This is a genomic window from Gammaproteobacteria bacterium, assembly GCA_034522055.1.
Taxonomy (GTDB): Bacteria; Pseudomonadota; Gammaproteobacteria; order JAABTG01; family JAABTG01; genus JAABTG01.
In genome coordinates this window covers 3012217-3025263 of the sequence record JAXHLS010000002.1, presented here as the reverse complement: position 1 = coordinate 3025263, position 13047 = coordinate 3012217, and the positions used below count along the sequence as shown (strand labels likewise).

Annotated in this window: 12 protein-coding genes and 1 pseudogene; 10 read left to right on the top strand and 3 right to left on the bottom strand. The window is 69.1% G+C overall.

Translation table 11 applies throughout. The annotated features are described in order from the left end of the window. The first annotated feature begins 306 nt into the window (after nt 1–306). From U5S82_14605 to U5S82_14560, 10 genes and pseudogenes are all read left to right on the top strand, one after another. Nucleotides 307–360: pseudogene (locus U5S82_14605) on the top strand (hypothetical protein). A gap of 41 nt (nt 361–401) precedes the next feature. Further along, entirely contained in the window at nt 402–710 is a 309-nt protein-coding gene (locus U5S82_14600; GenBank protein ID MDZ7752859.1) for an alanine:cation symporter family protein, read from the top strand. 143 nt (nt 711–853) lie between these two features. After that, nucleotides 854–1180, top strand: a complete 327-nt coding sequence (locus U5S82_14595; protein MDZ7752858.1) for an alanine:cation symporter family protein — start codon at nt 854–856, stop codon at nt 1178–1180. After that, on the top strand, nt 1174–1347 hold the full coding sequence (locus tag U5S82_14590; GenBank protein ID MDZ7752857.1) for an alanine:cation symporter family protein: 174 nt from the start codon (nt 1174–1176) through the stop codon (nt 1345–1347). The genes U5S82_14595 and U5S82_14590 overlap by 7 nt, the downstream gene beginning before the upstream one ends. Beyond that, nucleotides 1344–1487, top strand: a complete 144-nt coding sequence (locus U5S82_14585; protein MDZ7752856.1) for an alanine:cation symporter family protein — start codon at nt 1344–1346, stop codon at nt 1485–1487. Before U5S82_14590 ends, U5S82_14585 begins: the two co-directional genes overlap by 4 nt. Before the next feature lie 675 nt (nt 1488–2162). After that, nucleotides 2163–2423: a hypothetical protein gene (locus U5S82_14580; protein ID MDZ7752855.1), complete on the top strand. Its 261-nt coding sequence runs from the start codon at nt 2163–2165 to the stop codon at nt 2421–2423. Nucleotides 2424–2804: 381 nt separating this feature from the next. Further along, the gene (locus tag U5S82_14575) at nt 2805–4067 is read left to right on the top strand and encodes a hypothetical protein (GenBank protein MDZ7752854.1); all 1263 of its coding nucleotides are present in this window, start codon (nt 2805–2807) and stop codon (nt 4065–4067) included. A 169-nt stretch (nt 4068–4236) separates the two neighbouring features. Then, the gene (locus U5S82_14570) at nt 4237–7764 is read left to right on the top strand and encodes a hypothetical protein (GenBank protein MDZ7752853.1); all 3528 of its coding nucleotides are present in this window, start codon (nt 4237–4239) and stop codon (nt 7762–7764) included. Between the two features lie 573 nt (nt 7765–8337). Beyond that, complete coding sequence (locus U5S82_14565) at nt 8338–9288, top strand: copper chaperone PCu(A)C (protein ID MDZ7752852.1); 951 nt, start codon at nt 8338–8340, stop codon at nt 9286–9288. A gap of 222 nt (nt 9289–9510) precedes the next feature. Beyond that, the gene (locus tag U5S82_14560) at nt 9511–9924 is read left to right on the top strand and encodes a DUF393 domain-containing protein (GenBank protein MDZ7752851.1); all 414 of its coding nucleotides are present in this window, start codon (nt 9511–9513) and stop codon (nt 9922–9924) included. A gap of 551 nt (nt 9925–10475) precedes the next feature. On the opposite strand, the gene U5S82_14555 is transcribed toward U5S82_14560, so the two are convergent. From U5S82_14555 to U5S82_14545, 3 genes are all read right to left on the bottom strand, one after another. After that, nucleotides 10476–11036 carry a response regulator transcription factor gene (locus tag U5S82_14555; protein ID MDZ7752850.1) on the bottom strand — a complete coding sequence of 187 codons (561 nt, stop codon included), beginning with the start codon at nt 11034–11036 and terminating at the stop codon, nt 10476–10478. After that, a complete protein-coding gene (locus U5S82_14550) occupies nt 11033–12361 on the bottom strand; it encodes an ATP-binding protein (protein MDZ7752849.1) in 1329 nt (442 codons plus the stop codon). Before U5S82_14550 ends, U5S82_14555 begins: the two co-directional genes overlap by 4 nt. A gap of 295 nt (nt 12362–12656) precedes the next feature. Beyond that, the gene (locus U5S82_14545) at nt 12657–13022 is read right to left on the bottom strand and encodes a hypothetical protein (protein ID MDZ7752848.1); all 366 of its coding nucleotides are present in this window, start codon (nt 13020–13022) and stop codon (nt 12657–12659) included. Between the last annotated feature and the right edge of the window lie 25 nt (nt 13023–13047).

Genomic DNA, 13047 nt, shown 5'->3' with positions numbered 1-13047 from the left:
GCGTCGTCGTTGACCACGGTGCCGCCGGGCGCCTCGGAGCCCGGGCGATGACGACGCGTGAGCGATCCAGTCCGTGAGGTAAGGGAGAACCCGCCAATGGGAGACCGTCGAACCCGCTGCTCGAATCCTGTCGGGCTTCGTCTGGGGGCCGCGCGATGCTGGCCCTGCTGCTCGGCGTGGGCATCTACCTGACGGTGGGCCTGCGTTTCATGACCGTCGGCCGGGCATCGGCGCGGATCGCCGCGGCCTGTGGCGGAGTCCGGCACTCCGCCGAGGAGGGCGACATCACTCCCTTCCAAGGCCCTCATGACCGCCCTGGCCGCCGCCATCGGCACCGGCAACATCGCCGGCGTGCGCCGCGGCCATCCGGCCATCGGCGGCCCCGGGGCGGTGTTCTGGATGTGGGCTCATCGGCCCTGCTCGGCGTGGCCGCCGAGTACGCCGAGGCCGGTGCTGGCGGTCCGCTGCCGGGAAGACCGACGAGGCGCCGGCATGCATGTGCGGCGGCCCCATGTTGCTACGTCAGGAACGGCCTTCGGCACCGCTGGCAGTGGCTGGGCCTGCTGTTCGCCGTGTTCGGCATGGTGGCGGCCTTCGGCATCGGCAACACCATCCAGTCCAACTCGGTGGCCGAGCGCCGTGGCCGCCAACTTCCATGTCTCCACCTGGGTCACCGGGCTCCTCCTGGCCGTCCTCGCGGGGCGCGGTGATCCTGGGCGGCGTTCGCCCGCATCGCCGAGGTGGCGGCGCGGCCGTGCGCCCTTCATGGCCATCGCCTATTTCCTGTGCGCCTGATCATCATGGGCTCCAGGTGGACCAGGTACCCGCCGCCCTCGCCGACCGATCGTAGGCGATGCCTTCGCCCGGCACCGCGGCGGCGCAGCGGCCTTCCGCAGCGCCAGCGTCTGGATGGCCGTCGGTCGGCGTCGCCCGCGGGGTGTTCTCCAACGAGGCGCGGCCTCGGCGAGCGCCCCCATCGCCGTGCCGCGGCGCGCCCGGGAACCCGGTGCGCACGGGCGCCATCGGGCTGCTGGGCGCCTTCATCGACACCATCATCGTCTGCACCATGACGGCCCTGGTGATCGTCATCTCCGGCGCCTGGATCACCGGTGGAGCCGGAGGCCCACTGTCTGCGGCGGCGCTTCGACGCCGGGCTACCCCGAGGGGCGCTACGTGGTGAGCATCGGCCTCATCATCTTCGCCTTCACCACCATCCTCGGCTGGAGCTACTGCGGCGAGCGTTGCGCCGAGTTCATCTTCGGCGTGCGGGTCATCCTGCCCTACCGGCTGCTGTGGATCGTCGCCATCCCCTGGGGGCCCTGGCCGCCGGTGAGAACGAGGGGGTGAACCTGCTGTGGCTGCTGGCGGACGCCATGAACGGCCTCATGGCCGTACCCAATCTCATCGCCCTGGCCCTGCTGTCGCCGGTGGTATTCAGCCTCACCCGCCAGTACCGCGCCGCGCGCTCGGATGAGACACGCCCGTAGATGTCGGGGACCGTGACGCCACGAAGACCGAACGGGATATTCGGACCCGCCCATCGAGGAAGCCCCATGCCCGCCCGCGCGAATCTCCGTAACACCGTCGCCCGCGCCCTGGCCGAGGACATCGGGCGCAGCGAGCGTCACCGCCGCCCTGGTGCCGGAGGATGACGACGCCTCGGCCGTGGTGACCAGCCGCGAGCACGCGGTGCTGGCGGGCGGACCGTGGTTCGACAAGGTGCTACCTGCAGGTCTCTCGACGGCGCCGCCCAGGTGAACTGGACGGCCCGGGACGGCGACGTGGTGCAGGCCCGACCGGATGCTGTGCACCAGTGGATCGGCCGCGCCCGCCGCCTGCTCACGGCCGAGCGTCGCCGCGCCTGGAACGCCTTCCTCCGAACGTCCTGTCGGGCACCGCCACCGTCGCCCGCCACTACGTCAAGCGGGGTGCCGGGGACAGCGGCGGTGCCCATCCTCGATACCCGCAGAGCACCGGTGCCGGGCCTGCGCACCGCCCGGGAAATCGCCGTGGCCTGCGGCGGCGGCACCCAGCCACCGCATGGGTCTCTACGACGCCGTGCTCGTCGAGGAACCGCATCGCCACCGCCGGCTCCATCGGCCCCGCGAGCTCGCTGACGCCCGGCGCAAGCTCGAGCGACCCAGACCACCGTGGAGGTGGAGGTGGAGGACCTGGCCCAGTTGCGGGAGGCCCTGGCCAGCGACGTCGACCGGCCCCGAGTCCTGTTCGACGACCTTCGCCGTGGAGGACCTGGCCCGCGCCGGTGGCCGTCAGCCGGCGGCCGCGTCCCCCTCGGCGGCCTCGGGCAAACGTCAACCTTCAAGACCGTCGCCGACGTCGCCGCCAGCGGCGTGGACTTCATCTCCGTGGGGGGCATCACCAAGCACATTCACGCCGTGGACCTGTCCATGCGCTTCGTCTGAGGGGGGCGGGAATCGGGATCGGGGATCGGGGTCAGGATCGGGGGTCAGGGTCGGGGGTCGGGGGTCGGGGGTCGGCCAGCTACGCTCTATGCTGGCAGGTGCTGTAGGGCGGAACAAGCAGAGCGGTTCCGCCGTTGCGGGGGCGGTGGATGCAGCACCCCAATCCCGCCGATTTCCGACCCCGCCTGGCATGCGCCGGGAATAGGGCATCTTCCCCGACCTCTGCCCCGGGAGGATGCAAGGGAACGGCGACATCGGCTTACCTTCGGGAACCGAATGGAAGGAACTAGCGAGCTGGCCGCCGTCGCGCCGCGAGTCCCGGCGGCTGGCGGGGCTGATTGCTTTCCCCTGCGGGTACCCCAACGCCAAGGACGCAGACCCGTGATCGACTCCCGCACCTTCCCCCGCAACGGAGACAAAGAGAACTCCGCCTTTTTCGAGGACTACCTCGGGCGCCTCCTCGCCGAGCGCGACGCCAGCGGCCTCACCGACCTCATCCGGGAGGTGGAGGCGGTGATGCTCACCGTGGACCCGGGCCGCTCGGCCAAGTACATCGGCGAGCTGTGCCTGATGACGCCCTACCATTACCTGGTCACCCTGGAGAGCGAGACCCACTTCACCCACGTCCTGCGCATCGACATGGACTCCCCCGACCTGCTGGTGCGGGAGGTGAAGGACCCCAACATCCGCGGCATCTTCCGCAGCCTCAACGAGGTCTATCCCATCGGCGCGCGCAAACCCAACAGCCGCTACATGGGGGAGATCCTGCGGGTCACCAACCTCCACGAGGTGGCGGCCGCCCAATCCGGGCGCGGCTTCCGCTTCTTCTCCGCCGACGAGGTGCGGCGCCTGGAACTGCCGGGGAATCTGGCAGTCAGCAAACCCTCCCCCTACACCCACAACATCGTGGCCTACATGGAACGCCCCGGGGAACAGCGGCGCATCTACGCCCTCGGTATCAGCAGCATCCGCGACGACATCCAGGCCGTCTACGAAGAGGCCAAGGCCCTCCAGGGCCGCCTCGGCCTGGACGGCCTCATCCTGCCGGTGGACCACCTGGCGACCCGGGTCTACAGCCAGAATCGCGAGGTGGCCATCCTGGAGTGGCTGTCCCTGTCCAGCTACTACTACTGGGGCTCCTACGACATCCGCGACCAGAACTCCTCCACCAACGTCACCAAGAGCGTCCATTTCCACCAGGAGGCCCGCAGCCCCGCCAAGGTGTTCACGGCCAACAACACACCCTACTTCGTCAATCATCTGGACGGCCTGCCCTCCCCCACGGAGAACTTCGTGCGCAACTACGGCCCGCGGCTGCACCACATCGCCGTGGGGGTGCGCGACGGCGATCAGGGCGGGGTGGAGAACATCGAATACGTGGTACGCCACATCGAGGAGCAGGGCACCCGTTTCCTGCTGGACGTCATCGGCTCCAAGGAGCAGGGCCTGAAGCAAATCTTCTCCAGCGCCTCGGAACACTCGTCCCTCATCATCGAGTACGTGCAGCGCTTCGGCGACTTCGATGGCTTCTTCGCCCGCGACAACGTGGCGGAACTCACCCAGGCCGCCGGCGCCGACGAGGAGTTGCTGGATATGCAGGCCGCCGCCCAGACCACGGCACCGCCGGCCGGCGGCCTGCACTGATATGGCGCGCCCCCGCCATCACCATCGCACCAGGCGTTGCCCGGCCCACGGCGCGGGCCACTCGGGCGCGGCGGTGGGCGAAGCCCGCTCCCGCCGGTCTCGCGAGACAGGCTCCACTGCCACACCGCCATCCGTCCGTCATTGACCCGGGCCCAGGAGGAGAATCGCCATGAACCTCAACCAGACCAAACGCGCGGAGGACGGCTGCCGGCGGGAGCGCCTGCGCCTGATCCGCCAGATCAATCTCAAGCTCGCCACCCTGGGGCAGCCCATCCACCAAGTGTGTGACGACACCGAGACCCAGATCGCCGCCCAGGACCTGTTGCGGGTGTTCCGCCAGCAGCGGCATCTGCTGGCGGAATATCAGTGCCCCGTGGACGAGCGCATCGGCGACTTCATTACCCGCTACCTGGCGGAGCATGGCCTGCATGTGAACGCCGTGCTGCCCCGGGACTCCTTCATCCTCGACCGCCCCGGGCTGGCCCGGGAACTGTCTCTGCCCGCCAACGGCCACCACTTCAGCAGCACCCGCATCGATTCCTACCGGGTGGCCCAGGGAGTGCTGCACAATCCCCGCAGCGATCGCCGCACCACCAGCGGTGTGTTCCACGTCGTGGCCGGCGGGCTGCCCATTCCGGGGGACAAGAAGGCCGTCCCCGTGGTCGCCTTCGCGCGCCTGCTGGAACACGCCCTGAACCCGCCGGCGGACATGCTGGAGCTGCCCTTCACCGCCGATCAGGAGGAGCGGGCCGCCACCTGGGTGTCCCTCTACCTGCGCCCGCGGGTGGTGCCCGAGGTAGCCGGCGTGGGACCCGGCCGCCGCATGGAGACCCGCTTCTTCGTCCCCGGCGGCCTGGTGGCCAACCTGGACTTCGTGGAGCGCATCTTCGGCAACGCCGGCGACCCCTTCCTGCCCGAGTTCGACGCCGGCCTGGACGTGGACGGCTGGACCGGTACCACCGGCTGCGTCATCCTCGCCCCCCATCTCACCACCCTGCGCAAACAGGACCTCGGGCTGCCCCCCCACGCCGAGGCCGATGCCCGGGCACGCCGCGACGGCATGTGCTGGCGCATGCCCGACGAACTCTACAATGACGGCCAGCCCTTCAAGCTGGTGTGCCGGGACGAGCGCGGCGTCGTCTTCACCATCATCGCCGACAACTACTTCGGGTACTCCAAGAAGGAGATCAAGTCCCAGATCAGCTACTCCGCCAACCTCATGGGCGGCGTGGAGGAGGAGCACGCCGGCGGCGCCCTGGCCTTTCCCAGCTACAACCTCGGCGACACCTTCCGCCTCGACGAGCGTATACGCAGCGACGACCACCGCTTCGCCGACACCGTGGCGACCCTCGGCGACGCCATAGAGGTACGTCCCGAGGGCTACGGCATCGACCGCGCCTTCCCGGAGATCATCTATGTGCCCGATGACGTGCATATCGACCTGCAGCGCCAGCGCCTGAGCTGGCAGGGCAAGAAGCGCGAGGAGTCCCTGGAGCTGCTGGCGGAGCATGTCTACGTCCATCCCTGCGGCTACAAGATCCGGCTGGAGAAGAACCCCAACGCCCCCACGTGGCGGCTGGTGGGCACCGACGCCGAGGGCACCTTCTGCCACAAGCCCTGCACCGTCTCCGGCGGCGGCAAGTCCGAGATATCCAAGTCCATCGCCGGCGCGCTGCTCACCGGGCCCCTGTACGTGGCGGACTACCACACCGACCTGGACACCGTGGACCGCATCTTCCGCCACGACTACTCCGACCGCTTCCGGGACCCCAACCGCCGGGACGACCGCGGTCTGCTGTCGCCGGAGCGCTCCCTCGGCTCCGTCATCCGCCTGTTGACGCCCTCGGAGGCCGAGTACTCCGATGCCTACAACGCCTGGGTGGCGAGCATCCCCCAGCACATCCGCGCCCTCGTGTTCATCATCAAGCGTTTCTATTCACCGGCCTGGGGAGACGACTGGCGCCGCCACTTCTCCGTGGACCAGGTGAACGGCTACCCCGGCAACCATCTGCGCTTCATGGGCCGCAAGCTGGTGGGGGACTACCTGCGGGTGGGCCTGGACGACGACGAGGCCTGGCGCCTGTTCAAGACCCGCCAGGACTACATCCCCGCCGACAAGGTGCAGATGGAGGACGACATATCCGTCTCCCTCACCCTCCCGGCCGCGGCCCTCGGCGGCGGCGACGGCCCGTCCCTGAAGCTGGTGGAGAACTGCGAGTCCTTCCTGTTCCAGCGCCCCGACGAGGCGGTGGTGCGGGGTGCCGACAAGCAGACCGAGCTGGACCTGGCTGGTGGCGATAACTTCATCTCCAACTTCGAGCCCCTGGACCGCACCCACATGGAACGCCTGGTAAGGGACGCCGTGGGCCTCGACCAGTTCTCGCCCCCCATGCAGGCCTTCGTCCGCCGGGTGGTGGCCGGCGACCAGTGGAAATACCTGGTGTCCTCGGCCCATCCGCGGCTGGTGAACGGCCGCCCCAGCCCCAACGTGCGCTATCTGCAGAGGCGCCCCGACCACGCCCGCCCCCGGGACCGTCACCTGGCCGAGGTGGGGATGCGCCTCTACCGCCGTATTCCCGTGGGCCGGCCGGTGCTCTTCCCCGTCGACGCCGTGCTCGCCGGCCGGCGCAACAACCCAGGGGAACCGGCCCGCGACATCCGTCCCCTGGCGGTCTACAACCCCATCCACTACCAGGAGCTGCCGGAGCTGTTCATGGACTTCATCGCCAGCCTCACCGGCAAGTCCCCCTCCACCACCGGCGCCGGCTCCGAGGGCGCCCTCACCAAGGGCCCCTTCAACTGCCTCGCGGCCACGGCGGACCTCAATGCCGCCCTGCTGTCCTTCATCCTCTGCGGCCACCAGGGCTTCAGCTCGGCGGCGGGCCACGTGGGCGAGACCCGGCGCGTGGACCACGACATCAGCCTGCTGGTGCCGGAGATCTGGTGCCGCATCCCCCGCGAGGAGCGCGATGCCGATTTCATGATCGCCCGGGGCTATCTGGAGAAGCTGGAGGATTTCCATCACGACGGCGAGCGGATAGAGGCCAGCCGCCTCGGCTACCGCATCACCGAGCGCTTCGTCCACGCCTACTTCGGGCGCATCTTCGACAACCCCACGGCGGTGTTCGACGAGGCCATGCTGCGGCCCGAGACCCAGGACCCCGACGCTTACGCCGACGGCATCCGCAACATCACCGAGGCCCAGGAACGGGCGGCCCGGGCCTACCTGGACGACGGCACGGTGGCCGACGCCTGCCCGCCCCTGGAGGCCCTGCTCCACATCATGGCCACCGGCAGCCATCGCGGCCGCGGCCTCGACCATCCGGAGATCCGCCGCCTGTTCACCCGCGACTACGTGCTCCACAGCGACTGGTACGCGGAACGGCTGGCCATCCAGCGGGACCGCGAGCTGGACATGGCCCGCCGCCAGCTGGCCCTGCTGCTGCGCACGCGGCTGCGGCATGGCGAGCACATCAACGGCGCCGTGGATCTCGAAGAACGCATCGCCCGCGCCGAGGCCCGGGTGGCCCGCCTCTCCGCTCCCGACTACCCCACCACCCTCCTGGGCGGCCTCGGGGCCGATCCCCTGCACCGCGATACCCGCGCGGCCCGCTGCCCCTGGCCCGCGGCCGCCCATACCATGGGGGCCTTCGAGTACGGCACCTTTCTCATACCCTCCTACCGGGCTACCCAATGAGCCGGCCGGATGCCGGGGCAATATCTCCACCACCCCAACGGCGGAACCGCTGCGCTTGTTCCGCCCTACACACTGAAACGGCGTAGGTCGGGTGCTCTTGGCAGCCGACGGGGCCTGGGCGGGGATGTCGGTTGCCGAGAGGGGCAGCCGGCGGGTCCGCTGCGCTTGACCCACCCTACGGGCCTGGTCATGTTGGGCTTCGTTCCTCACCCCAACCTACGAGTTATTCCGTAATGCCGGGCTTGACCCGTCCGGGGCAGTGACACCAACCAGCGCATGGGCATTACACCCGCCGCGGCCGCCATTGGCCCTGGGTGACGGCGTGGGTGGGTAGACACTCCCGGTCCTATCCGGGTGCCCTCAGGCACCTCACGCCCTGCGACCATTTGTCGCATCCCCGGTCACACCTCGGTATATAAGGCCTCGCAGCCTCTACGGCCCGATATCCCCCATGGCACGCTTTGACGGCCCGGCGCAAACTCGCTAACGTCCTTTGCCTGTGCTTTACGCCCCTCCACCGGCCATCGTCGCCGGCCGTGGCATCGGCGCCCCCTTCCTGATGAGGTATAGCCCATGAACCCCACACCCAGCCTCAAGCATCTGCTCCTGCTCATGGTGCTCGCCTGCGTCACGCCGGGCGCCGCGGCGGCGACCGTGGATATCCCACCACCCGGGCCCGAGGCCCGCTGTCCGGTGTGCGGCATGTACCCCGCCCGCTTCCCCGACTGGGTGGCCGCGGTGCGTTTCGAGGATGACCAAGTCCATTATTTCGACGGCCCCCGGGATCTGTTCAAATTCCTGAATGACGTCCCCCGCTACGCCACCGACAGGGTCCGGGAGGATGTGGATGTGGTGGCTGTCACCGAGCACTTCGGCGGGCGCCTGATCGATGCCCGCGAGGCCTGGTTCGTGGTGGGTTCGGACCTCATGGGGCCCATGGGCCACGAGGCCGTGGCGGTCGCCACGGAGAACGCCGCGCGGCTGTTCATGGCCAAGCACGGCGGTGTGGCCGTCCTCGCCCTGGAGGCATTCGACCGCCGCCGGGTGGCTCACATGGAACGGGGTGAGCTCGAGGCCTTCGTTGCAGCCGCTGAAGAGGGCACGGCGCCGGTTGATACCGCTGCCCCAGGCATCGAGGTCACGGAGGCCTACATCTTCGAGTTGCCGCCGGTGCAGAAGAACAGTGCCGCCTATTTCACCCTGGTGAACCCGGGCGCTAACGACCGCGCCCTGGTGGGTGCGCGCACGCCGGTGGCGCGTAAGGCGGAACTCCACACCCATATCAACGACGACGGCGTGATGCGCATGCGCCAGGTGGACCGCATCGACGTACCGGCCGGCGGCACCACGCGGCTGCAGCCGGGCGGCCTGCACATGATGTTGTTCGGCCTGACCCGCGGGCTGACGGCCGGAGACGAGGTGGAAATCGAACTCCGGTTCGATGACGGCAGCACCACGGATGTGGTGGCCACCGTGCGCAAGCGCGACGCGGGCAGTGCCGGCCACCACCACCATGACCACTAGACGGCACCGTCCTTGCCGACCGGGTGCCGGGGCACCGCCCCTGCGCCGCAACGGTGGAACCGCTGCACTTGTTTCACCCTGCGCTCCTCCCCGGCCTTCGTAGGACAGGTCAAGCACAGCGGACCGGCCGGCCGCCGGGGCCGACATCTGAACCGCGCCACCGCAACCTGCGTAGTCCTCAGGGTACGCCACGCCGTGGCGTGTGAAACCTGCGAGGCCCCGATGCCCCCCGACACCTTGAGCACCCCGCCTGCGGACGCCCGCCCCATGGTCTTTTTCGACGGGGGCTGTAGCCTGTGCAGCCGCGAGATCGCTCACTACCGCCGACTCGACAGGGCGGGACGCGTGCAATGGGTGGACATAGTCCGGGAACCCCACCTGCTGGAACGTCATGGGCTGGATTACGCCTCCGCCATGGCGGTGTTCCACGTCAAAGACGGTGTCGGCCACATGCACCGGGGGGTGTGGGGCTTCGTGGAGTTGTGGCGGCACCTGCCCTATTACAAGGCCCTCGCCTCCGTGACGCAGGCCCTGCGCCTGACGGGGCCCCTGGATCGGATCTACGGCCCCTTCGCCCGCTGGCGGCTCGGCAGGCGTGACCGCTCCTGCCCGGTGGACCGGGACGCGGGTACCTGAGCAACCATACCTTCGGGGGCCGCGTACCGGCCCCCGAAGGTCGCCTAAATTAGCGGATTCGAGTCAGCGCGCCACCTCCAGCATGGTCACCAGAACCGTGGCAAATATCACCGCGAGGGCGCACAGGGAACACTTGAGGATAAAGAACTGCTTGTCGGTCATAGGACTTTCCTTGGGTCAAAGATGACCCTGTTGTCCAAAGCTGCACAACGTCTCGCAATTGAAAACGCGTCTCGCTATTGAAAACGGAATAACATCGCCGGCGGCCTCGCCCACGCTCCAGCAGCCGGCGACTCTAAGAAAGCATCTCCGCGTCGATGGGCAATCCGCACCAATGGCGGCCTCATCGAAAGGGACCGCGGTGACGCCTCCGGTTCATCGCAAACACAGGTTAATCGAGACCGCGTTGCAAAACCATGACAGCCTGTGGGGGAACTCCGGAATCACGCGAAGGGTTTCCATCCCCGTCCAGCCACCTCCGCGCCCCGGGTTCGCGCGCAAACGCGCTCCACAGGGGCGGGCTGGCGGAGTGGCCCCGGCCGCGGATAGCGCTACCGCCTTACGGGACGCTTTGCCAGCTTACGCTGAAGGGTGCGGCGATGCATGTTCAACTGGCGCGCGGCGGCGGAGACGTTACCGCCGCACTGGTCCAGCACCATCTGCAGGTACTCCCATTCCAGGCGCCGCACCGAGGGTCGCTCGGCCGGCGCTTCCAGGTCCGCGTCGCCGTCGTCGCGGTCGAAGGCGGCGATGACACTGTCGGCATCGGCGGGCTTGGCCAGGTAGTGGGTGGCCCCGAGCTTCACCGCCTCCACCGCCGTGGCGATGCTGGCATACCCGGTGAGCACCACGATGCGCGCCAGGGGCAACTCGGCCCGCAACCCGGCCACCAGCTCGAGGCCGGACTCGCGGCCGATGTGGAGGTCCACCAGCACGTACTCCGGGCGCCGCTCCAGGGCCAGGGCCAGGGCCCCCGCCACATCCCGGGCACTCCACACCCGATAGCCCCGCCGCGACAGGGCGCGGCTCATCACCCCACAGAACACCTCATCGTCATCGACCATCAGCAGGCCCGGGAGGTGCTCCAGACCGGGCGGATCAGGCGTCGTCATGCGGGGCTGCCCATGGCGCCGAGGGGCAGCACGACATTCACCACCGCGCCGCCCCGGGGCCGGTTATGGATGGTGGTGCGGCCACCGAAGCGCCCGATGACGGCATGGGACAGGAACAACCCCAGGCCGAGGCCGTGATCCTTGGTGCTGGGGGGACAATTCACGGCCCCGCCGGCGCCGTCCGCGGGGAAACCGTCGCCATCGTCCTCAATGGCGATACACAGGGACTCCCCGTCCCAGTGCGCCATCAGCCCGATACGGGACGGCGAGGCATCCGCGGCGTTGTTCATGATGTTATGCAGGGCCTGGGTCAGGGTACGGTCGGTGACAATGGGCCGGTCGCCGGCCCCACCCTCCAGGGTCAGGTCGATGGGGGTGTGGGGCCGCAGGCGCCGCCACTCCGCCACCATGGCCTCCAGCCAGGCGGCGATGGGCATGGCCCGGCCGTCCCCCGCCCGCACGCCGCCGGCGGCGGAGGTGATGGCCCCCAGGGCCTCGCGGCTGCGTTCCACCTGCTCCCGCACCAGGGCCATGTCCCGGGCCAACTGCGGATGCCGGGCCGCCGGATAGTCCCGCTGCACCTCCCCCACCACCGTGAGAATGGTGGCGAGCGGCGTACCCAGCTCGTGGGCGGTGCCGGCGGCCAGGGCACCAAGGGCCACCACCTTCTCGTCCCGCAGGGCCTGCTCCCGGGCCCGGTGAAGCTGACCCTCGCGCTCGCGCAGGTTGCGGGCCATGCCGGCCACGAACACGGCGATGAGGGCCGCGCTCACCATGAAGCCGATCCACATGCCGAACACGTGCAGGCCGAAGTCATGGGCGCCGTGGCCGCCGCCATGGCTGCCGCCTTCCGGCAGGGCGGGCTGGACCCCCATGAGCAGGCTGTAGCAGGCCACGGTCACCGCCACCATGACCCAGGTGGCCCCCGCCCCGAGGATGGTGGCGGTGATGGTCAGGGGCAGCAGCAGGAACCAGGTGAAGGGGTTAGCGGCGCCCCCCGTCAGATAGAGCAGGGCCGTGAGCTGCAGCACGTCCACCAGCAGCTGGATGAAGAACTCCGTCTCCCCCGCCGGGGCATGGGCGCGGCTGCGGGCCAGGGTGACGACGTTCCACGCCACCAGCAGGCCGATGACCAGACCGATGGCCTCGAGGGGCATGTCCCAGCCATAGTGGAGGCTGGCCACCGCCACGGCGGCGGTCTGACCGATGATGGTGAGGGTGCGCATCAGGATGATGCCGTGCATGTTCCTGACCGCCTGGTCCGTGGCCGGCACCGTCCCGTCCATGGGGGCGAAGGGGAACCCGCGCAGGGTGATGGTGGGCATGATGGTCTCTCCGGTAACGGTATCCCCGCGGGCCCTGGACGGAGGGCCACGGGGTACCGCATTTATCTTAAGGAAACGCTGATTATTGGCCATAGATGGCCCGATCAGCATGAAAAAAGAGAACGCGGTTCTCGTCTTCCGTCATTTGCAATGGCGCAGCCATCGAAAACGCTGGGGGATCCTGCCCCGCTCGGGAGTCGCGGAATTCTTCAGCGTTTCCCTCACGCCCCGAACCCGTCTCGCCGGCCGCGATCAGGCCGAGGGGATCCTGCGAGTAAAACTTACGCGGAAAGGCTCAGGCGAGGGGTGGGGCGCGGATGGGTCGCAGGCCGGCGACGGCGCTCGATGGCGCGGTGCGACGGATGTCCCCCACCGGGAGGGTATCGAATACGGCGGGCGTGGCCAGCGGCATCTGGAGACTGCCCAGAACCTCGGCCGTGAGCAGGGAGAATTGGACGGCCGGGTTGATGTCGTCCCCCGGCGGGGCCTCGGGGGACAGCCGACCCTGCTGGTCCACGACGCGTGTCTGCAGGCCATCCAGGGTGCAGATCTGCACCACCTCGCCACGGCCGTCCACGGCCAGGGTGGTGTGGGAGGCCACGGGCAGCAGGCCCTGCACGACGAGCAGCAAGGCGAGCAATCCCGCCAGATGTCGTGACATGGGCGCAACGCGTAATGACCGCATG

What these genes read in the sequence shown, in the direction of transcription:
- U5S82_14595 (MDZ7752858.1), top strand. Translation starts at nt 854, where the DNA reads ATGCCTTCGCCCGGCACCGCGGCGGCGCAGCGGCCTTCCGCAGCGCCA.
- U5S82_14570 (MDZ7752853.1), top strand. Translation starts at nt 4,237, where the DNA reads ATGAACCTCAACCAGACCAAACGCGCGGAGGACGGCTGCCGGCGGGAG.
- U5S82_14565 (MDZ7752852.1), top strand. Translation starts at nt 8,338, where the DNA reads ATGAACCCCACACCCAGCCTCAAGCATCTGCTCCTGCTCATGGTGCTC.
- U5S82_14560 (MDZ7752851.1), top strand. Translation starts at nt 9,511, where the DNA reads ATGCCCCCCGACACCTTGAGCACCCCGCCTGCGGACGCCCGCCCCATG.
- U5S82_14555 (MDZ7752850.1), bottom strand. Translation starts at nt 11,036, where the DNA reads ATGACGACGCCTGATCCGCCCGGTCTGGAGCACCTCCCGGGCCTGCTG.
- U5S82_14550 (MDZ7752849.1), bottom strand. Translation starts at nt 12,361, where the DNA reads ATGCCCACCATCACCCTGCGCGGGTTCCCCTTCGCCCCCATGGACGGG.
- U5S82_14545 (MDZ7752848.1), bottom strand. Translation starts at nt 13,022, where the DNA reads ATGTCACGACATCTGGCGGGATTGCTCGCCTTGCTGCTCGTCGTGCAG.